Here is a 20,003-nt window from a genome sequence, read left to right on the forward strand (position 1 = left end):
TCAGTCGCTGCCGACGACGCGGACGCGGGCCCAGGAGTTGTTCACGTAGCCCTTGGGATTCCACAACAGCCGGGCAGACTCGGGTTGGCACGCGGCGGCGGTGTCCCACGCCCGAGCCGTGATCACGGTCGGACCGGCGGGCACTTCGAGCGTGGTCCGCCAGAGCCGCCACGCCCACGGCCCGGACGGTTCGTCGAGGTCGGCCTGGACCCAGCTTCTGCCGGAGTCGAGCGACACGTCCACCCGGGCGACGCCACGGTCGCCGGCGAACGCGTAACCGGTGACCTCCGTCGCGCCGACCGGAAGGGTTTGCCCCTCGACCGGTCGCAGGATGTCGGCGTTGACCGCGACCACCCCGAGCGACAGACCGTCGTAGGGGCCGGCCGTCGCGGGGTCGGAATCGGCGGCGTGCAGTCGGTACGCGGTGGCCTGGAAGTAGTTGTTCGACGGATGTCGCTGGGCGCTCACCCGCTGCACCCACTTGACGCTGCGCGCGCCGATGTAGCCGGGCACCACCACGCGGACCGGCGCGCCGTGTGCGGCCGGCAGTGGCTCACCGTTCATGCCCCAAGCCAGCAGCACCTCGCCCGCGAGGGCCTTGGTGACGGGGATGGACGCTCCGTACGGTTGGGACGGTTCGGCCAGCGTCGAGATGTCGGGCGCGGCGAACGCGACGTGCTCGGCGGCCGCCCCGAGCCCGGCCGCGGCGAGGACGTCGGCGAGGCGGACGCCGGTCCACTCCGCGGTGGAGATAGCTCCCGAGCCCCACGGCGCCTCGCCGGGGATGTCGCGGACCTCCATCAGTCCCGCCCGGCGATTTCCGGCGCACTGCAGCGTCGCCGTCAGCACCCGCGGCTCGAACCGCGACTGCAACTCCGCCAGGGACAGCGACAGTGCATGGTCGACCTCGCCGTCGACGCGCAGCCGCCACGTGTGGGGGTCGAGTTGGGGGATCGGTCCGTGATTGCGACTGTAGAAGGTGTCCAGTGCGGTCACTGCCCGGTCGGCGAGCGCGTCAGGCGGCGGTTCGGCGTTGTACGGCTCCGTCTGGTGCACGATCATGCCCTCGCGTTTGCCCCATCGGCTCATCGCGAATCCTCTCGCCGCTGTCAGCGTCCGTCTGGTCAGTGTCCCCGCGCTGTCAGTGCCCGATGCCGACCTTCTCGTACACCTTCCGCATCCAGGCCGGTGCCCACCAGTTGGCCTCACCCATCAGTTTGACCAGTGAGGGCACCAGCAGCATCCGCACCACGGTGGCATCGATGACCAGTGCCAGGATCATCCCGACGCCGAGGAACCGCATGATCGACAGGCCGGACAGGGTGAAGGCGCCGGTCACGACGATCAGCAGGGCCGCCGCCGTCGTCACGATCCGGCCGGTGCGGGCGGTACCGATCCGCACGGCCTCCTCGGTGCTCGCTCCGTTCGCCCGCGCCTCGACCATCCGGGACATCAGGAACACCTCGTAGTCGGTGGACAGTCCGAACACCACCGCGAGGATCAGCACCACGAACGTCGGTTCCAGTGGGTTGGGTGTGACACCGAGCAGGCTCGCACCGTGACCGTCCTGGAAGACCCAGGTGAGCACGCCGAAGGTCGCGGCCAGACTCAGCCCGGCCATCGCGACCGCCTTGACCGGCAGCACCACCGAGCCGAACGCCAGGAACAGCAGCACCAGGGTCGAGCCGACCATGATCGCGATCATCCACGGCAGGTGCGCGACGATCGAGGAGTTGGTGTCCTCGGTCAGTGCCACCCCGCCGCCGACCATCAGGTCGGTGCCGGCCGGCGGCTCGATCGCGCGCAGCGCGCGCACCGTGTCGGCCGGGTTCGAACCCTCGGCGTAGCTCGCGTTCAACACCGAGAAGTCGTCGGTCGACGCGACCAGTCGCACCTGCGCGACACCCTCGACAGCCCGCGCCTGCGCGGAGAACTCGCCGAGTTGCGCGGTGCTCGGCGGTGCGCCGTTCTCGCCGCGCAGCATCAGGCTGGCCGCGTCGCCGGTGCCGACGAAGTCCTCGGCGAGCGTCTGGGAAGCCGCGCGGGACGGATCGTTCGCCGGCAGTGCGGTGTAGGTGATCTCGCCGAGCGTGATACCGAGCAGCGGCGACGCGAGCACGAGCAGGCCGGCGACGATGGTCACCGCGAACGCGACCGGACGCCGCATCACCCGGGTGACCACTCGTCCCCAGAACCGGGCCGCCCGCTTCTCTCCGCGCTCGACCGCTCCGCGGCGCCAGGCCAGCGAGTTGATCCGGTGGCCGAGGATGGCCAGCAGTGCGGGCACGGCGGTCAGCGAGAGCACTGCCGCACTGGTGACGGCGGCGATCGCGCCGTAGCCGAGCGAGCGGATCACCGGCTGCGGGAAGATCAGCATGCCGCCGAACGCGCAGACCAGCAGCAGCCCGGAGAACATCACGGTTCGGCCGGCCGTGCAGACGGTACGGCGCACCGCCTGCGCGGGCTCGCTGCCGCCTGCCAGTTCCTCCCGGTACCGGCTGACGATGAACAGTCCGTAGTCGATCGCGAGGCCGAGGCCCAGCAGCGAGGCGACGTTGAGGGCGAACGAGCTCACCTCGGTGAACGTGGTGAGCAGTCGCAGGGTGGCGAGTGCGCTGAAGACGGTGAGCATGCCGACGAACACCGGGACCGCCGCGGCCACGACGGTGCCGAAGATCAGTACCAGCAGCACCAGCGTGATCGGCAGTGCGATTGCCTCGGCCTTGACCAGGTCCTGTTGCAGGTGCTGGTTGAACGAGTGCCCGATGATCGTGCCACCACCGAACTGCGCCTCGATGCCGGGCGGGCTCAGCGCGTGGGTCATCGAATCCAGGTCCGCGAGGGTCGGTCCGGCGTCCCAGTCGACGAAGACCGTCGCCAGTGCCTCGCGGCCGTCCTTGGACACCATCAGCTTCGCGGTCGACGGATCCACCGACCAGTAGGAGGTGACCGAGCGGGTGGGCCACTGCTCCCGGAACGCGGTCAACGTCTGCTGGACTTGCGGGCCGATGTCGGCGATCGTCTTGCCCTCGGGCGCGGTGTAGATCGCGACGATGTCCGGCGACTGTTGTCCGAGTTTGTCGTCGATGAGGATGCTGACCCGAGCGGACTCGCTGTTCGGGTCGAAGTACCCGCCCTGGCTGAGCTTGCCGAAGACGCCGAGCCCCCACAGTCCGCTGACGAGGACGGCGAGCACGGCGACGATCAGCACCCACCACTTCCGGGATGCGACGAACGAGGCCCAGCGCGTCATAGAGCAGCTCTCTTCAGGGTGTGAGGTCGGTGCGGCGCCACGACTCTACCGACGGCTGCGAGGGTTTCGGTGGCGTACGGGCGACCCTGGTGCAGGAACCGCGAAGGGCGCAGCATGGTCCCCATGGACATTTCGGCCGCGATGACGGGATGGCGGGTGCGTCGGCCCGGGCCGACGCGTGGCCGGCCGTTGGAATCGGTGTCGATGCCGGTCCCCGAGCCGGGGCCCGGCGAGCTGCTGGTGCGTGTTCGGGTGTGCGGTGTGTGCCGCACCGATCTCCACGTGGCCGAGGGCGACCTTCCCGTCCATCGGCAGTTCGTGGTGCCCGGCCACGAGGTGGTCGGTGAGGTGGTCGCGTGGGGCGACGCGGTGGGAGCCGGCTTCGGGCTCGGGGACCGGGTCGGTATCGGCTGGCTGCGCCAGACCTGTGGTGAGTGCCGGTACTGCCTGCGCGGGCGGGAAAACCTCTGCCCGGGTTCGCGATACACCGGATGGGACGAGGACGGCGGCTACGCCGAGTATGCGGTGGTGCCCGCCGCGTTCGCGCACCGGCTGCCCGACGGCTACCTGGACGAGGAGCTGGCGCCACTGCTGTGTGCGGGCATCATCGGCTATCGGGCGCTCGCGTGCGCGGACCTGCCCGAGGGTGGACGGCTCGGCATCTACGGGTTCGGCGGCAGTGCGCACCTGGCCGCTCAGGTGGCGATCGCCCGCGGTGCCGAAGTGCACGTGATGACCCGAGGCGACCATGCGCGGACACTGGCGCTCGAGCTCGGCGCCGCCTCGGTGCAGGGCGCGGCGGATCCGCCTCCGGTGCCGCTGGATTCGGCGATCCTCTTCGCCCCGGTGGGCACGCTCGTCCCACCCGCGCTCGAGGCGCTGGACCGTGGCGGGACCCTTGCCGTCGCGGGCATCCACCTATCCGACATCCCGCGGCTGAACTACCAGCGGCACCTCTTCGAGGAGAGACGGTTGCGCTCGGTCACCGCCAACACCCGCGCAGACGCCCACGAGTTCCTCGCCTTCGCGGGCGAGCATCGACTGCTGGTGACCGCGAAGGGGTACGCGCTGGACGAGGCCGACCGTGCGCTGACCGACCTGCGGGAGGGTCGGGTCACCGGGGCGGCCGTGCTGATCGTCGGCTGACGTGATCCCCGTGGCAGGTGAGGCAGGGCTCGGTCCGGGCGGGCACGGGGATCCTCGCGGACCAGGAGGGCCGAGATGACGACGGTGATTGCGGTGGATCGACTGACTCGTCGGTTCGGCCGTCGCAGGGGCGTCGAGGACGTCACATTCGAGGTCGCCGAGGGGGAGATCTTCGGGTTCCTCGGCCCCAACGGTGCGGGCAAGTCGACCACGATCCGCATGCTTCTCGGGCTCTACCGGCGCACGTCGGGGACCGCGACCGTGTTCGGTCTGGACGCGGCGACCCAGGCGGCGCGGATCCATGACCGGACCGGGTACCTGCCCGGTGAACTCACCCTCTTCCCGAAGCTCACCGGCCGCGAACATCTGGACAGGTTCGGCAAGCTCCAGGGCGCGCGGGACCGCCGCTACCGTGACGAACTGGTCGAACGATTCGGTGTCGAACTCGATCGGCCGGTGCGCATGCTGTCCAAGGGCAACGCACAGAAGATCGGGGTGGTGATGGCGTTCGGTCACCGTCCCGATCTGCTCGTGTTGGACGAGCCGACCTCCGGGCTCGACCCGCTGCTGCAGGACGAGTTCGTCAAGCTGGTCCGTGAGACGACGGCCGAGGGTCGGACGGTGTTCCTGTCGTCACACGATCTCGACGAGGTCCAGCGGCTCGCCGACCGGGTGTCGATCATCAAGGAGGGTCGGCTCGTGGTCACCGACACCGTGGCCGACCTGCGGCGCAGCGCGCCGAGCACGGTCGAGTTCCGTTTCGATCGCACGGTCGACGCGGGGAGCTTCGCAGACCTGGACGGGGTGCGCGTGGTGAGCGCCGCCGCGGACGGCGTGGTGCTGTCGGTGGCGGGCTCGGTGGCGCCGCTGTTGCGAGTCGCCGCCGAGCTCGAACCTGTCGAGATGAGCGCGCGGGGCGCCGATCTCGACGAACTGTTCCTCGGGTACTACCGGGATGACTCGTCGCAGGAGGATGCGCATGTCGATTGACCTGGCAGGCCTCGACCTTCGGCTGCGCCGGCGGTCCATCTTCTTCTATGCGCTGGGCATCGCCCTCTACGCGCTGATCATCGTGGTCCTGTACCCGTCGTTCAAGAACGACACCGGCCTCGACGAATTGTTCTCCGGCAATTTGACCTTCGGCGCACTGTTCGGCATAGCCGGTTCGCTGACCTCTCCCGCCGGGTGGTTGAACGCGAACCTGTACGCGAACTTCCTCCCGCTGATCGTGCTGATGGTGACGATCGGCTACGGGGCGTCCTGCATCGCCGGGCAGGACGAGGACGGGACGCTGGCGCTGATAGCGACATTGCCGGTCGAGCGCCGGTGGATTGCACTGCAGAAGGCCGCCGCCATGGTTGCGCTGAGCCTGGCGGTGCCGATCGTCACGGGGCTGTGCGTGCTGATCGGGCGCGGTTTCAGCCTGGACGTCGACCTGTGGAACCTGGTGGGCACCACCGTCGGCGTCGTGCTGCTGGGCCTGGCCTTCGGCATGTTGGCGATGGTCGTCGCCGCGGCCGGGGCGAGCCGGGGAGCGGCGATCGGCGTTGCCAGTGCGGTCGCCGCCGCGTCCTATCTGGTCAGTTCCCTTGCCACGACGATCGACTGGCTGCACTCGGCGAAGTATGCGTCGCTGTTCTATTACGCGGTTGGCGACAACCAACTCGAGGAGGGGCTGTCGTGGCCTTCCGTCACGGTGCTGCTCGCGACGACGGGGGTGTTCCTCGTCGCTACGTTGATCGCCTTCGACGGTCGCGACATTCGCTGACTCGCCTGGTCCCGCACGGGCGGTGACTGCTGCGCGGGGGACGGCCGGTGCGCCCGGTTCAGTAGGCTTGCGCCCATGAAGGACGACTCCGCCCGACTCCCGACCCTGGGCGAGATCATCCGGCAGCAGCGGGAGCTGGCGGCAGTTCCGATGCGCAAGTTCGCCGAGATGGTCGGGATCTCCAATCCCTACCTGTCCCAGATCGAACGCAATCTCCGCGAGCCGAGCGAACAGGTGCTCGAGGCCATCGCCGAGCACCTGCACACCTCGGCGGACATACTCTCCGCTCAGTCCAGCCGAGCCGATTCCGGGCAGTTGCCGGATGTGGTGGCCGCCATCCGTCGCGACGGCGACCTGACCAAGGCGCAGCGGGCGACCCTCGAGGAGATGTACGAGACCTTCCGGGAGGTGACGGTCGCGAAGCGGCGACGCGGGGGAACGGCGCCGAGTGACCGGGCGGCGTCCGCGGATTCGGAGCGCGACGCGGACTGAGTCACGGTTCGGACAGGTCCGCCACATCCCGCAGCACCGGCAGCCAATGTCGGCGGAGGACCTCCGGATCGACGACCATCCCGAGGTGGCCCGTTGCGACGACGCGACGGGTGATCAGGTTCCGTGGAGTCGACACGTGATCCGCCAGGGCCCACAACTGGCGGGCGGAAACGATGGGGTCGCGGGTGCCGGCGAGCAGGAACAGTGGACACGTGACGGCACCGAGATCGACTGTGCTGCCGTCGATCTCCAGCTCGCTGCGGACCAGTTCGTTGCGCAGGAACAGGTGTACCGCCGCCCAGCGGTAGAAGCCCGACGGGATGCCCTGCGGTGCATCGAGCCAGCTCTGCACGGCGACGTACGCGGCGACCCGGACGGGGTCACGGATGTGTGCCCACAGGTCCATCAGTCGGGCCCATTCCTCGGGCCACTCCGCCAGCCGGAGTGCGGCCGTCCGGGTGGCCGCGGGTGGCACTGTCGTGGCACCCGCGGGGGCCACGCCGGGTCGGCCGGACCGCACGGGGGTGAGGTCGGGGATACCGGGGCCGAAGTCGATCGGCGCCGCCGCGATGGTGAGCGTGTTGACCCGTCTCGGATGCACGGCGGCGTATCCGGCCGCCAGCCAACCACTCTGCGAGTAGGCGACCAGATTGGCGATGCCGCCGAGTTCCTCGATCGCCTCGGTGAGCACCGCCACGACGTCGTCGATGCCGGCCGCCGACGTAGCCGACGAGGGCGGTAGCCATTCCAGGCAGTGCACCCCGCGCAGTCCGGCGTCGCACGCGGTTCGCACCAGGCTGAGGTCGACGGTCAGGTCGAACAGGGTCGAGGCGTGTCCGGACAGCGGCGGCAGTACCAGGGTCGGGACGGTCCCGTCGGGGACGGTCGGCGAGAACTCCCGCAACCGGGCCAGCGGCCACACGCGCCTGACGGTGTTCGGATGCACGAATCGGGTCGGCGCGCGTCGCGTCGCGGCCTGCAAGAACTCGGTGCAGTCGAGCGCCACATCGAGCGGAGTGACTCCGCGTCGCGCAGCCGATCGCAGGTACCCGTTCCAGCCGGCAACTGTCGATGTCATCAGCTGCCGCGGGGTTTCTGCTGCAGCCCAGAACAATTCGCGAATAGTCCTCTGCACGGTCCTCCACCTCGAGATCCAGCGATGAACGCGGGTCGGCCCCCGGACGGCTCGTTCGAACCGGTCGGGGGCCGAGGGATCGTGCTGCCGGGCTACTTGAGAATCTCGCGTGCGGCAGTGGTGGCTGCGGTGCTGATGCCCTTGACCAGCGACGTCTGCGCGTCCACGACGGCGGTGAGCCAGTCCAGCTTGGTGGCGCCCGCGATCGACTTCTGGAAGTCGAGGACGGAGGTGACCGTCTTCTCGTAGGTGTCGAGCGACAAATTGCCGCTCAGCTTGGCGGCATCGACGAACTTCTCGTTGAGTCCCTGCACACGTTCGAGGTTCTCGTCGAAGGACTTGGTGATGGACTCGACGCCCTCGGCGACGACGTTCTTGGTGCCTGCGGTGGACGTTGTCTGTGCGGCCATGTGATGCCTCCTGGTGCGGTTCGGACTGCTGTTAGCAGGTTAGCATGTCGACTGCTAACGGTCCAGTGTCTTGCGGTCGGGTCAACTGAAAACGTATGTGCCGGGGGAATTTCCGATGACCGGGTATTCCGTGCTTCCCATCGGCGGCGGCGCCTGCAACTCGCCGGCCCGAGGCCCTGCCCATGCGGCCCAGTCCTCCCACCACGAGACGCTGCGGCGCTGTGCCGAGGTCCGCCAGCTTGTCGAATCCGTCGGCAACGCGGGGGCGGCCAGGTCCTCGGGCGCGCCGAGCGTCTCGACCCAGCTCTTCTTTCCCGGCGGATTGACGATGCCCGCGATGTGTCCGCCGTTCGAGAGGACGAAGCGCGCCTTGCCGCCGAACAGCAGGGCACCCGCGTACGACGACTCCCACGGCACGATGTGGTCGTCGATCGCGCCCACGATGTACACGTCACTGTCGACGTCGGACAACGAGATCTGTTGTCCGGCAATGGTGAACGTGCCCTGCGCCAACTGGTTCTCGCCGTAGAGCGTGCGCAGGTAGGTGCTGTGCATCGAGGCGGGCATCCGGGTCGAGTCCTCGTTCCACGCCAGCAGGTCGAATGCCTGAGGCGCCTCGCCCAGCATCCACCGGCTGACCCAGTACCTGAAGATCAGGTCGTTGGCCCGCAGCAGGTCGAAGGTCAGCGCCATGTCCGCGCCCGGAAGGTAGCCCTGCCTCGCCATCAGGACGTCCGCATTGGCCCGGGTCCCGGGATCGGTGAGCAGGCCGAGGACCCCGGGACTGCTGTAGTCGAGCAGCGTGTTGGCCAACGTCAACGTGCCCAGCCGGGAATCGTCCGTGCCGGACAGGTAGCCCGCCGCGATCGACGCCATCGCCCCGCCCAGGCACAGCCCCACGAGGTCGATCTTCGTGGCCCGGGTGATCTCCTCGACGACGTCCATCGCGGCTTTCACTCCGTCGACGAGGTAGTCGTCGAATCCGACCTCGCGCATCGACTCGTCGGGGTTGCGGTAGGAGATGAGGAACACGGTCCGGCGGTGCTGGAGCGCCCATTCGACGAAGCTGCGGCCCGGGGCGATGTCCATGATGTAGTACTTGTTGATCCACGGCGGGCATGCCAGCAGTGGCGTCGCGTGCACTTGATCGGTCTGGGGTGCGTACTGGATCAGCTCGATCAGATCGTTCCGGAAGACCACCTTGCCGGGGGTGGCGGCCATGTTCTCGCCGAGCGTGAAAGCGCTCTCGTCGATCCGCTGCGGTCGGCCACCGCGCTTGACGATGTCCTCGACCAGGTACGAGGCGCCCCGGGCCAGGTTCTTGCCGCCCGTCGTGATCGCGCGGGTCAACACCTCCGGGTTGGTGACGGGGTTGTTGGTCGGTGCGGCGGCATCGAGCAGAAGGTGGGCGAGCTGGCGGGCCTTGGCGGCCTTGAAGGCGTCGTCGGCACCCGCGTCGACCAGGCGATCGACGTACGACCGCGCGCACAGGTAGGAGCGGAGCACGGCGAAGTACGCCGGATTCTCCCGCCAGGCGGGGTTGCGGAACCGGACGTCGTCCGGGGCGGGCGGCTCGGTGTCCGCGCCGACGGCGACCCGGACGGTGTCGGACGGGATCTGCGCCAGCCCGATCGCGAGCTTGCCGGTGGCGGCCGCGACGGCCGCCGGATTGCGCGCCGCGCTCTTGGCGACGGAAGCACTCGCGGAGAACCAGCCGACCGGATCGACCTTGGCGGACAGTCGCCGTCTCGTCTGCTCAAGCACGGTTGCCTCCCACGGCGCTCGCGCCAGTGACGTCCCCGAGGTAGCGCAGGATCATCTGGGCCACGCACACCGGGCGGTCGACGCCCAGTGCGTCGAAGGTGAGGGTCACGGCGAGCTGGTAGCCGCCCGCGCACGGCTCGACCGCGGTCACCTCGGCGATCGCACCCACGGACGAGTTGACCGGCACGGGGGCAGGGAAGCGGACCTTGTCGAGTCCGTAGTTGATCAGCTGAGCGCAGTCGGTCACGTCCAGCAGGTGCGAGAAGAGTTCGACCGCGAGCGACAGGGTGAGATAGCCGTGCGCGATCGGTGCGCCGAACGGGCCGTCGGCGGCCCGGGCCGGATCGACGTGGATCCACTGGTGGTCATTGGTGGCGTCGGCGAACAGGTTGATCTGTTCCTGCGTGATCAGGACCCTGGACGACGTGCCGAGGGTCTTGCCTGCGAGTTCGGGCAGTTCGGCCATGGTGACCGTGCGTGCGGCGTTGCTGCCGGCTGTGGTGGTGGTCATCCCGTCCCCCTGGAAACGGATTCGAGCGCAGCTCGAATCTCTGACTGGTTGTCGTTATTTGTGTCGATCAATCGGTGGTCGGATCGCGATCGAATTCGTCGAGTAACTGTTACCCGCCTTCTCGTGAATGGTTCGACCCGCGTCGATCGGGCGGAGCATATAACGGGGTATTTATCGGTTCTGCGCGCACCCCAGGTGGGCAATGTTTGACATCTGTCCAGGTCAGCGTGGTGATATGTCCGTTTCGTGTCGCGTGGTGTCCGTAATGCCGAGGTTGCGCGAGTATTCCGGCAATTGCGATTGATGCGCTATCGGAATTGTTCGGGAAATCTACTTGCGGGTAGAAAATGTCTACTCTCGAGTAATGAATTCACGCTTACTTTGCGGTAAGAATTCGGGTCACACCAATTTGGCCGATCGAAATGTGGTGGGCGATGAACGGGCCCCGGGTCCGGATTCCGTCTCCGGAGGGCCGTGTCCGTGGCCGGCCGTTCGGCTCGGGTTGACATGGGAGGCCTCGCAGATGCACTGTAGAACACACGTTCGATGCGACTTCCCCGCTCGGGCAATCGCCGCCGGCTCCCCGGTGGCGGGTGCGACAGGGAAGGGTGCCGGGCAATGGGCTGGGGAAACGGGCCACCGACGTGGTCGGAGATGGAGCGGGTGCTCTCGGGGCGGCCCGGGCGGAACCCGCCGGAGGCGATGTATCCCGGCGACGGGAGCGACAGTCCGGCATGGTCCCGCAAGCGCGGCGAGTATCGCGCGGGACGCGTGGAACCGATCGAGGCTCCGGTCGTTCCTTACGCGGAACTGCACGCGCACTCGGCGTTCAGCTTCCTCGACGGTGCGTCCTCGCCCGAGGAGTTGGTCGAGGAGGCCGTCCGGCTCGGCCTCGAGGCGATCGCACTGACCGATCACGACGGACTCTACGGGGTGGTCCGGTTCGCGGAGGCCGCCAAGGAGTTGGCCATGCGCACCGTGTTCGGGGCCGAATTGTCCCTCGGTTCAACGGATTCGAGGGCGGGGGTGGCCGATCCGGACGGTACCCACCTGTTGGTGTTGGCCCGCGGGCACGAAGGCTACCGCCGGCTGTCCCGGCAGCTCGCGGCCGCGCACCTGGCAGGCGGGGAGAAGGGCAAGCCGCGCTACGACCTCGACTCGCTGACCGACGCTGCGGGCGGGCACTGGCAGATCCTCACCGGCTGCCGCAAGGGTCACGTGCGCGGCGCGCTGTCGACCGGGGGAGTCACGTCCGCGGAGGCCGAGTTGCGCGGTCTCGTCGAACGATTCGGCCCCGACCGGGTCACCGTCGAACTCACTCACCACGGGATCGCCGAGGACGACGAACGCAATGCCGCGCTGGCCGACCTCGCGTTCCGCTGCGGACTGCCCGTCGTCGCGACCACCGCCGCGCACTTCGCCGATCCGGGGCGGCGACGGCTGGCGATGGCGATGGCGGCTGTCCGGGCCAGGCAGAGCCTGGACGAGGCTGCCGGATGGCTGGCGCCGACCGGGGGAGCGCACCTGCGCTCGGGTGCGGAAATGTCACGACTGTTCGCCGCGCATCCCACCGCGGTGCCGTCCGCCGCGGACCTCGGCCGCGAGTGCGCCTTCGACCTGCGGTTGATCGCGCCGCAGTTGCCGCCCTTCGACGTCCCGGACGGGCACACCGAGGACAGTTGGCTGCGCGAGCTCACGATGATCGGCGCGCACCGCGGCTACGGCACCCCGGAGCAGCGGCCCGACGCCTACCGTCAGATCGAACACGAGCTGGCCATCGTTGCGCAGCTGAGCTTTCCGGGCTACTTCCTGGTGGTGCACGACATCGTGTCCTTCTGTCGGCGCAACGACATCCTCTGCCAGGGCAGGGGTTCGGCGGCCAACTCGGCGATCTGCTACGCCATCGGCATCACCAACGTGGACCCGGTCGGCAACAAGTTGCTGTTCGAGCGGTTCCTCTCACCCGAGCGGGACGGTCCGCCCGACATCGACGTGGACATCGAGTCCGACCGACGTGAGGAGGCGATCCAGTACGTCTACAACCGGTACGGCCGGGACTATGCCGCGCAGGTCGCGAACGTCATCACCTACCGCGGCAAGATGGCGGTCCGGGACATGGCCCGCGCGCTGGGCTACTCGCAGGGACAGCAGGACGCCTGGAGCAAGCAGGTCAGCCGGTGGACCGGCGTCAAGGACGAGACGGGGACGGACATTCCGCCCGCGGTGCTCGAGCTGGCCGGTGAGATCGAGGGATTCCCACGCCATCTCGGCATCCACTCCGGCGGCATGGTGATCTGCGACCGGCCCATCGCCGACGTGTGCCCGGTGGAGTGGGCGCGGATGGAGAACCGCAGCGTCCTGCAGTGGGACAAGGACGACTGTGCTGCGGTGGGCCTGGTCAAGTTCGACCTGCTCGGGCTCGGCATGCTCTCCGCACTGCACTACATGATCGACCTGGTCGCCGAGCACAAGGGCCTCGAGGTAGACCTGGCGCGGCTGGACCTGGCCGAGGCGGCGGTCTACGAGATGCTCTGTCGCGCAGACTCGGTCGGGGTGTTCCAGGTGGAGTCCCGCGCCCAGATGGCGACACTGCCACGGCTGAAGCCCCGTACGTTCTACGACCTGGTGGTCGAGGTCGCGCTGATCCGCCCCGGCCCCATCCAGGGCGGCTCGGTGCACCCGTACATCCGCCGCCGCAACAAGATCGAGCCCGTCACCTACGACCACCCCGCGCTGGAGAACTCCCTCGAACGCACTCTCGGGGTGCCGCTGTTCCAGGAGCAACTGATGCAGATGGCCGTGGACGTCGCCGGCTTCTCCGCGGCGGAGGCCGACCAGTTGCGCCGGGCGATGGGATCCAAGCGTTCGCCGGAGCGGATGGAGCGGCTGCGGGGCCGACTCTACGACGGTATGCGCGAGCTGCACGGCATCACCGGCGACGTCGCGGACCGGATCTACGAGAAGCTGTACGCCTTCGCGAATTTCGGCTTCCCCGAGAGTCATTCGCAGTCCTTCGCCTCGCTGGTGTTCTACTCGGCGTGGTTCAAGCTGCACCATCCCGCCGCCTTCTGCGCCGGTCTGCTGCGGGCCCAGCCGATGGGGTTCTACTCGCCGCAGTCGCTGGTCGCGGACGCCCGCAGGCACGGGGTGACCGTGCACGGGCCGGACGTGAACGCGAGCCTGGCCTACGCGAGCCTCGAATGCGGTGGCAGCGAGGTGCGACTCGGGCTCGGGGAGGTCCGGCACATCGGGGCGGCGCTGGCCGAGAAGATCGTCGCCGCGCGGTGTGCGGGTGGGCGGTTCGCTTCGCTGCTCGACCTGACCGGCCGGGTGGAGTTGACCACCGCGCAGGCGGAGTCGCTGGCCACCGCGGGCGCACTGGCCTGTTTCGCCGGTTCGCGACGGCAGGCCCTGTGGGCGGCGGGCGCCGCCGCGGGGGAGCGCCCGGACCGCCTGCCGGGCATGGGGACATCGGTGACCTCACCTACCCTGCCCGGGATGAGTGACGTGGAACTGGCCGCGGCCGACGTGTGGGCGACCGGGGTCTCCCCGGACTCGTATCCCACCCAGTTCCTGCGCCCGCAGCTCGACGCGCTCGGGGTGGTCCCGGCGTCCGGTCTGCTGGCGGTCCCCGACGGCGACCGGGTGCTCGTCGGTGGAGCGGTGACCCATCGGCAGCGTCCGGCCACCGCCGCCGGTGTCACCTTCATCAACCTCGAGGACGAGACGGGAATGGTGAACGTGGTCTGCTCGGTCGGGTTGTGGGCCCGCTACCGCACCCTCGCGCACACCGCACCGGCTCTGCTGGTCCGCGGGCGGGTACAGAACGCGGAGGGTGCGGTGACGGTGGTCGCGGACCGGTTGCAGCGGATGGACCTGCGGATGGCCGGGAAGTCGAGGGACTTCCGCTGACAGTAGGACCGCAACCCCACGGGCGAGGAGTACCGTCGAATCGGCGGGGGACGGTGGGCAGGGAGTGTCGAGTCGATGTTGCCTGGCACCCGCGGTAGATCCGGGAACCTTCCCCAGGACCTGACCAGTTTCGTCGGTCGCCAGCGCGAGGTGGCCGACATCCGGCGGCTGTTGTCCACGTCTCGGCTGGTGACGCTCACGGGAATCGGCGGTGTCGGCAAGACTCGGCTCGCGCTTCGGGCAGCAGGGGAGAGCCGGCGGGCGTTCGACGACCGTGTCTGGCTCGTGGCACTGGGGGAACTCGGGGATCCGATGCTGGTCGCGGACGCGACGGCGGCCGCGCTGGGTCTACGCGAGGTGTCGAGTCGCCCACCACTCGACATGGTCGTCGACTACTGCGCCGAGCGGGATCTACTGCTTGTGCTCGACGGTTGCGAACACCTGGTCGAGGCGGTCGCGGGGCTGGCCGATGCGTTGCTTCGGGCTTGCCCGGGGGTGCGGATCCTGGTCGCCAGCCGCGAACAGCTCGGTATTCCCGGGGAGGTGACCGTGCGGGTGCCGCCGCTCGAGGTGCCGGATCCCGACCGGCTTCCCCCGCCAGGCGGCATACCCCGGTACCCGGCCATGACCCTGTTCGCCGAGCGCGCGGTCGCGGCGCTGCCCGGGTTCGGCCTCACCGAGGAGAACACGCGGGCCGTCGCCCGGATCTGCCAGCAGCTGGACGGGCTGCCTTTGCCGATCGAGCTGGCCGCGGCGCGGCTGCGGGCCCTGTCCCCGCAGCAGATCCTGCAGCGGCTCACCGACAGGTATCGCCTGTTGACCATCGGTCACCGGGGTGCACCGCCGCGGCAGCAGACGCTGCGGATGTGCATCGACTGGAGTTACGAGCTGTGCACCGACCGGGAGCGGGAACTGTGGGCACACCTGTCGGTGTTCGCCGGGGGTTTCGAGCTCGACGCGGCGGAAGGAGTGCGCGCCGCGGACCCGGGGCCCGACGACGTCCTCGACGTGGTGGCCGCCCTGGTGGACAAGTCGATCCTGATTCGTGAGGACCACGGTGAGGTGGTTCGGTATCGGCTGCTCGAGACCCTGCGCGACTACGGCCTCGAGAAGCTGCGGAGCAGCGGCGAGCTCGACGCGCTGCGCCGGCGACACCGGGACTGGTACGAGCAGCTGGTACAGCGTGCGGAGGCGGAGTGGATCGGGCCGCGGCAGGTGCAGTGGATCCGCCGCCTCGACCGGGAACAAGCGAACGTGCGCGACGCGCTGGACTACTGCCTGTCCGATCCGGACGAGGCCGAGTCCGCCCTGCGGATCGCAGCGGCGATGTACCTGTCCTGGCTCGCCCGCGGGGTGCTCGGGGAGGGCCGGCGCTGGCTGGACCGCGCCCTGGCCTGCCAGAGCGAGTCGCCGACTGCGGCGCGAGTCGCCGCGCTGTACGCCGGCAGCGTGCTCGCCGTGATGCAGGGAGACGTCCCGGGTGGGACCGCGCTGAGCGCGCAGGCGCGGACAGCCGCCGCGGCGGTCGGCGGCGAGGAATGGACGGCGCTGGCCAGGTCGGCGAGTGGGTATGTGGCGATATTCGCCGGCGACCTACCCCGCGCGGTGCTGGATCTCGAGGCTGCGGTGCGCACGTTCGGCGTCACGGGGAACCCGCTGCGACGCGTCGCGAGCCTGCTCGGCCTGGCCCTGGCCAGCGGATTGCGGGGCGAGGGCAGGCGGTCGCTGGCCTGCCACGAGGAGATTCTCGCCATCACCGACGGCCGCGGTGAGTCCATGTTCCGGGCCTACTCGCTGTGCACCCTTGGGCTCGCAGTGGGGCAGCGGGGCGAATCGGCCCGGGCGACGGCGCTCCTCGAGGAGGGACTCCGGTTGACCCGCATGCTGGACGATCCGCTCACCTGCGCGACCTGCCTCGAGGCGCTGGCGTGGGTCGCCGCCGAACGGCAGGACTGCGAGCGGGCTGCGGTGCTGATGGGCGCCGCCGACGCCGTGGGGGAGGAGTCCGGAATCAAGAAGCTGGTCATCCCGGGCCTCGTCGGCTACCAGAAGCGGCGACGCAAGCAGGCGCGCGCCGCGCTCGGTCCGCGCGTCTTCGCCGCAGCGATGGAGCGCGGCCGCGACCTCGGTCTCGGCGATGCCGTCGCCTACGCGCTCGACGAGTTCGCACCGGCCCAGGCGTCCGAGTCGACATCCGTCCTGACGAAACGCGAACGGGAAGTCGCCGACCTGGTGGCGCAGGGCCTGACCAACAGGGAGATCGCGCAGCGGCTCGTGATCGCGCAGCGCACCGCCGAAGGGCACGTCGAGCACATCCTCACCAAGCTGGGCTTCGCCACCCGCGCGCAGATCGCGGCGTGGGTCGCCGCGGGGGCATCCGCTCGGGAACCGGACCGAGGGACCGGACGCGGGTAGGCGCGGGCACCAAACAGGTAGTTCTCCCGTGGCCGTGAGCCACACGCGTCGAGGACGCTGGTACCTGCCCAGAACCCCCGACCATCGAGGTGACCGATGCGTGATTCCATGACGAAGCACCGCCGCGCGGTGATGGACCCGACGGAAACCGGTTGGTCCGGTCTTCACGCTCTGGAGTGGGAGGAGCGGCTCGTGCACGAGCCGCTGACTGTTCGCGAGGCACTCGAGTGCTGCCGGACACAGCCTGGGGAAGGGGCGGCGTCCCTCCGGATGACGAGCGCACTGTTCCTTCGCAGGATCATGGGAGGGCTGCCGGGTGCGGGGCTCGACCCTGCCGACGAGAACGAGTGCGGGCGGGCGATCGAGGACCGCGTCACCACACTGTGCGTCGACGGCGTGCTGGCCGGATACGACGACGACCTCGCGGCCGCGGAGGCACTGGTGGACAAGGCCGGACACGCCGCGGCGCGCCTGGGTGACCCCACCCTGCTCGCGATCGTGGCCGAGGCCGCCGGATACCTGGCCGTGTTCGACTGTGACATGCGGGGCGCGGCGTACTGCTTCGAGGACTCACTCGACTCGTTCCGGGTGAGCGGGGGCGTCCCCGAGATCTCGACCCTGCTGGGCTCGGCGTTGGTCCACGGTCTGCTCGGTGACGAAGGGCGGTCCCATTCGCGCCGCGAGGAAGCTTTCCGTCTTGTTGCCGCGCACGGCGAGACCGGGTACCAGGCGCACGCGTAGTCCGGCCCCGAGGCAAGCGCTACCCTTACTTCGTAATTCGAGTGATGTGGCATCGCGGGGGGCCGCGACTTACGAAGGGACGTCGGCGATGTCGTCCGTGGCGCACGAGCGGATAGTAGGAAACCTCCCCCACGAACTCACCAGTTTCGTCGGCCGTCGCCACGAGATCGAGGGGGTCCGCGGACTGCTGTCCGACTTCCGCATCGTCACGGTGACGGGAATCGGGGGCGTCGGCAAGACTCGGCTGGCCCTGCGGGTCGGTGAGGGCTCGCGGCGGACCTACCCCGACGGAGTGTGGTTGGTCGAGCTCGGTGACCTACGCGAACCCAACCTGCTGGCGCAGACGGTCGCGACGGCGCTCGGGCTTCGGGAGCGACTGGCATACACCCCGCTCGACCTGCTCATCGACTTCCTGACCGACCGGCGTCTGCTGCTCGTCCTGGACAACTGCGAGCACCTGGTGGACGCGGTCGCCGAGTTCGTGACAGCACTGCTACGCGCCTGTCCCGAATTGCGGATACTGGCAACCAGCCGGGAGTCCCTGGGAGTCAGCGGCGAGGCGACCCTTCGCGTGCCGCCGATGACGGTCCCGGATTCGGACCGACCGACGTCGACCAACGGCCTGTCCCGGTACGAGGCGGTCAACCTGTTCACTGAACGGGCACGTGCCGTCCTGCCGGAGTTCAGTCTCACCGAGGACAACCAGCTCACCGTCGCGGAGATCTGCCAGCGGCTCGAGGGTCTGCCGTTGCTGATCGAGCTCGCCGCGGCCAGGTTGCGCGTGCTGTCCCCGCAGCAGATCCTGCACCGGCTCACGAATCGGTTCCAGCTGCTGACCGTGGTGCATCGCGGCGTACCGCCGCGGCACCAGACGTTGCGGTGGTGTGTCGACTGGAGCTACGAGTTGTGCACCTCCCAGGAGCAGAGATTGTGGCGTCGGCTCGCGGTGTTCGCGGGCGGCGTCGAGTTCGACGCCATCGAGGGGATCTGTGCGGGAGAACTGCAGTCGGGGGAGGTCTCCGAGGTCGTCGCGTCCCTGGTCGACAAGTCGATCCTGACCGTGGAGGAGGGCTCGGTTGACCGCTACCGGATGCTCGCGACCCTCCGCGAGTACGGGTTGGAGAAGCTGGCGGAGGCCGGTGAGGAGCCGATGCTCCGACGACGGCACCGCGACTGGTACGAGCGGCTGGCGGTGCAGGCGGGGGCCGAGTGGATCGGCCCTCGGCAGCTGGAGTGGATCGCCCGACTCGACCACGTGCACGCAGACCTGCGCGAGGCATTGGAGTTCAGCACCACCGAGCCGGGTGAGACGGACGCCGCGCTGCGCATCATCACCGGCTCCTACCCCTTCTGGGTCCTGCGGGGGTTGTACAGCGAGGGGCGGTACTGGATCGAGCGGGCGACGGCAGGTGATGCCGGCCCGCCCACCTCGATCCGGACCACCGTGCTGTGCTCAGGCGCCATGCTCGCCATGATGCAGGGCGACCTCGGCGCGGGGGCGGCGCTGACCGATACCGCGCGGCAACTCGCGGAGTCCCTGGGCGACGAATCCACGACCGCGTTCGTCGTCTCGGCCACCGGCTACCTCGCCACCTTCTCCGGCGAGTTCCCCCGTGCGACGGAGTGCTTCGAGTCGTGTCTCGAGGCACTCCGATCCGCGGGCGACCTCCTGCCCCGCGTCGGGACGCTGGCCGGGCTCGCGATGGCATCCGGGCTGAGTGGGGACCACCTGCGCGCGATCGCCTGCCACGAAGAGGTCATCGCGCTCACCGAGCCGCACGGCGAAGCCATGTACCGGTCTTACTCGTTGAGCATGCTGGCGTTGGCAGTCTGGGAGCAGGGCGATCCCGGGCGCGCGACCCACCTTGTCGAGGAGTCGTTGCGGCTCACCCGACTGGTGGACGATCCGCTCGGGTCCGCCATGTGTCTGGAGATTCTGGGCTGGGTCGCGGCCGAGGCGGACGACGCGGAGCGCGCCGCGGTATTGATGGGCGCATCGGCCTCGGTAGGCGAGGCCGCAGGCAGTCCCTCGATCGTGGTCCGGGACCTGTTCGGCCACCACGAGCGACTGGTGCAACGGTCCACCCAGGCCCTCGGCCGGCGATCGTTCGACGCCGCCTTCGAGCGCGGGCGCGACCTCGCCGTCGACGAGGCGGTCGCCTACGCGCTGCGCGACACGTCACCCACCAAGCCGAGGGCGCACAGAACCGGGGTGGACCTCACCCGGAGGGAACGGCAGATCGCCGAGCTCGTCGCGCAGGGACTGACCAACAAGGCGATCGCCGAGCAGTTGGTGATCTCTCAGCGCACCGCCGAGGGGCACGTGGAGAAGGTCCGCGCGAAGCTGAGCTTCACCACTCGGGCGCAGATCGCGGCGTGGGTCGTCGCCCAGAACGCGGTCTGAGACCGGATCGGTTGCGCGACATGCGTCACAGCAGGGAACACCACGTTCGGTG

At 69.2% G+C, this 20,003-nt stretch carries 14 protein-coding genes; 8 read left to right on the forward strand and 6 right to left on the reverse strand.

Annotated features, from left to right (window positions below):
* Together FK531_RS18850 and FK531_RS18855 are read right to left on the reverse strand one after the other, a co-directional pair.
* The gene (locus FK531_RS18850) at positions 1-1,089 is read right to left on the reverse strand and encodes a sulfite oxidase (protein WP_220126963.1); all 1,089 of its coding nucleotides are present in this window, start codon (positions 1,087-1,089) and stop codon (positions 1-3) included.
* 52 nt (positions 1,090-1,141) lie between these two features.
* Positions 1,142-3,253, reverse strand: coding sequence for an MMPL family transporter (locus tag FK531_RS18855; protein ID WP_142102116.1), 2,112 nt, complete (start codon positions 3,251-3,253; stop codon positions 1,142-1,144).
* Positions 3,254-3,394: 141 nt separating this feature from the next.
* On the opposite strand from FK531_RS18855, the gene FK531_RS18860 reads away from it, so the two are divergent.
* The 4 genes from FK531_RS18860 to FK531_RS18875 all read left to right on the forward strand — a co-directional run bounded on the left by FK531_RS18860 (position 3,395) and on the right by FK531_RS18875 (position 6,659).
* A complete protein-coding gene (locus tag FK531_RS18860) occupies positions 3,395-4,399 on the forward strand; it encodes a zinc-binding alcohol dehydrogenase family protein (RefSeq protein WP_142102424.1) in 1,005 nt (334 codons plus the stop codon).
* Positions 4,400-4,474: 75 nt separating this feature from the next.
* Positions 4,475-5,389 carry an ABC transporter ATP-binding protein gene (locus FK531_RS18865; protein WP_142102118.1) on the forward strand — a complete coding sequence of 305 codons (915 nt, stop codon included), beginning with the start codon at positions 4,475-4,477 and terminating at the stop codon, positions 5,387-5,389.
* Complete coding sequence (locus tag FK531_RS18870; RefSeq protein WP_142102120.1) at positions 5,379-6,167, forward strand: ABC transporter permease subunit; 789 nt, start codon at positions 5,379-5,381, stop codon at positions 6,165-6,167. Before FK531_RS18865 ends, FK531_RS18870 begins: the two co-directional genes overlap by 11 nt.
* 75 nt (positions 6,168-6,242) lie before the next feature.
* Positions 6,243-6,659 carry a helix-turn-helix domain-containing protein gene (locus FK531_RS18875; protein WP_142102122.1) on the forward strand — a complete coding sequence of 139 codons (417 nt, stop codon included), beginning with the start codon at positions 6,243-6,245 and terminating at the stop codon, positions 6,657-6,659.
* A 1-nt stretch (position 6,660) separates the two neighbouring features.
* On the opposite strand, the gene FK531_RS18880 is transcribed toward FK531_RS18875, so the two are convergent.
* The 4 genes from FK531_RS18880 to FK531_RS18895 all read right to left on the reverse strand — a co-directional run bounded on the left by FK531_RS18880 (position 6,661) and on the right by FK531_RS18895 (position 10,479).
* Positions 6,661-7,737: an alpha/beta fold hydrolase gene (locus FK531_RS18880; RefSeq protein ID WP_142102124.1), complete on the reverse strand. Its 1,077-nt coding sequence runs from the start codon at positions 7,735-7,737 to the stop codon at positions 6,661-6,663.
* A gap of 149 nt (positions 7,738-7,886) precedes the next feature.
* Positions 7,887-8,204 (reverse strand): phasin family protein, encoded by a 318-nt coding sequence (locus FK531_RS18885; RefSeq protein ID WP_142102126.1) that lies wholly within the window; start codon positions 8,202-8,204, stop codon positions 7,887-7,889.
* An 81-nt stretch (positions 8,205-8,285) separates the two neighbouring features.
* Positions 8,286-9,968: a PHA/PHB synthase family protein gene (locus FK531_RS18890; protein WP_142102128.1), complete on the reverse strand. Its 1,683-nt coding sequence runs from the start codon at positions 9,966-9,968 to the stop codon at positions 8,286-8,288.
* Positions 9,961-10,479, reverse strand: a complete 519-nt coding sequence (locus FK531_RS18895) for a MaoC family dehydratase (RefSeq protein ID WP_142102130.1) — start codon at positions 10,477-10,479, stop codon at positions 9,961-9,963. The genes FK531_RS18890 and FK531_RS18895 overlap by 8 nt, the downstream gene beginning before the upstream one ends.
* Before the next feature lie 618 nt (positions 10,480-11,097).
* Between FK531_RS18895 and FK531_RS18900 the strand changes: the two genes are divergently transcribed.
* The 4 genes from FK531_RS18900 to FK531_RS18915 all read left to right on the forward strand — a co-directional run bounded on the left by FK531_RS18900 (position 11,098) and on the right by FK531_RS18915 (position 19,951).
* Positions 11,098-14,391 carry an error-prone DNA polymerase gene (locus FK531_RS18900; RefSeq protein WP_142102131.1) on the forward strand — a complete coding sequence of 1,098 codons (3,294 nt, stop codon included), beginning with the start codon at positions 11,098-11,100 and terminating at the stop codon, positions 14,389-14,391.
* Between the two features lie 75 nt (positions 14,392-14,466).
* Positions 14,467-16,806, forward strand: a complete 2,340-nt coding sequence (locus FK531_RS18905; protein ID WP_142102133.1) for an ATP-binding protein — start codon at positions 14,467-14,469, stop codon at positions 16,804-16,806.
* 270 nt (positions 16,807-17,076) lie between these two features.
* Positions 17,077-17,547 carry a hypothetical protein gene (locus FK531_RS18910; protein WP_142102135.1) on the forward strand — a complete coding sequence of 157 codons (471 nt, stop codon included), beginning with the start codon at positions 17,077-17,079 and terminating at the stop codon, positions 17,545-17,547.
* 88 nt (positions 17,548-17,635) lie between these two features.
* On the forward strand, positions 17,636-19,951 hold the full coding sequence (locus FK531_RS18915) for an ATP-binding protein (protein WP_142102137.1): 2,316 nt from the start codon (positions 17,636-17,638) through the stop codon (positions 19,949-19,951).
* Positions 19,952-20,003 lie beyond the last annotated feature (52 nt).

Origin of the sequence: Rhodococcus spelaei, assembly GCF_006704125.1 — a bacterium.
Lineage (GTDB): Bacteria > Actinomycetota > Actinomycetes > Mycobacteriales > Mycobacteriaceae > Rhodococcus_G > Rhodococcus_G spelaei.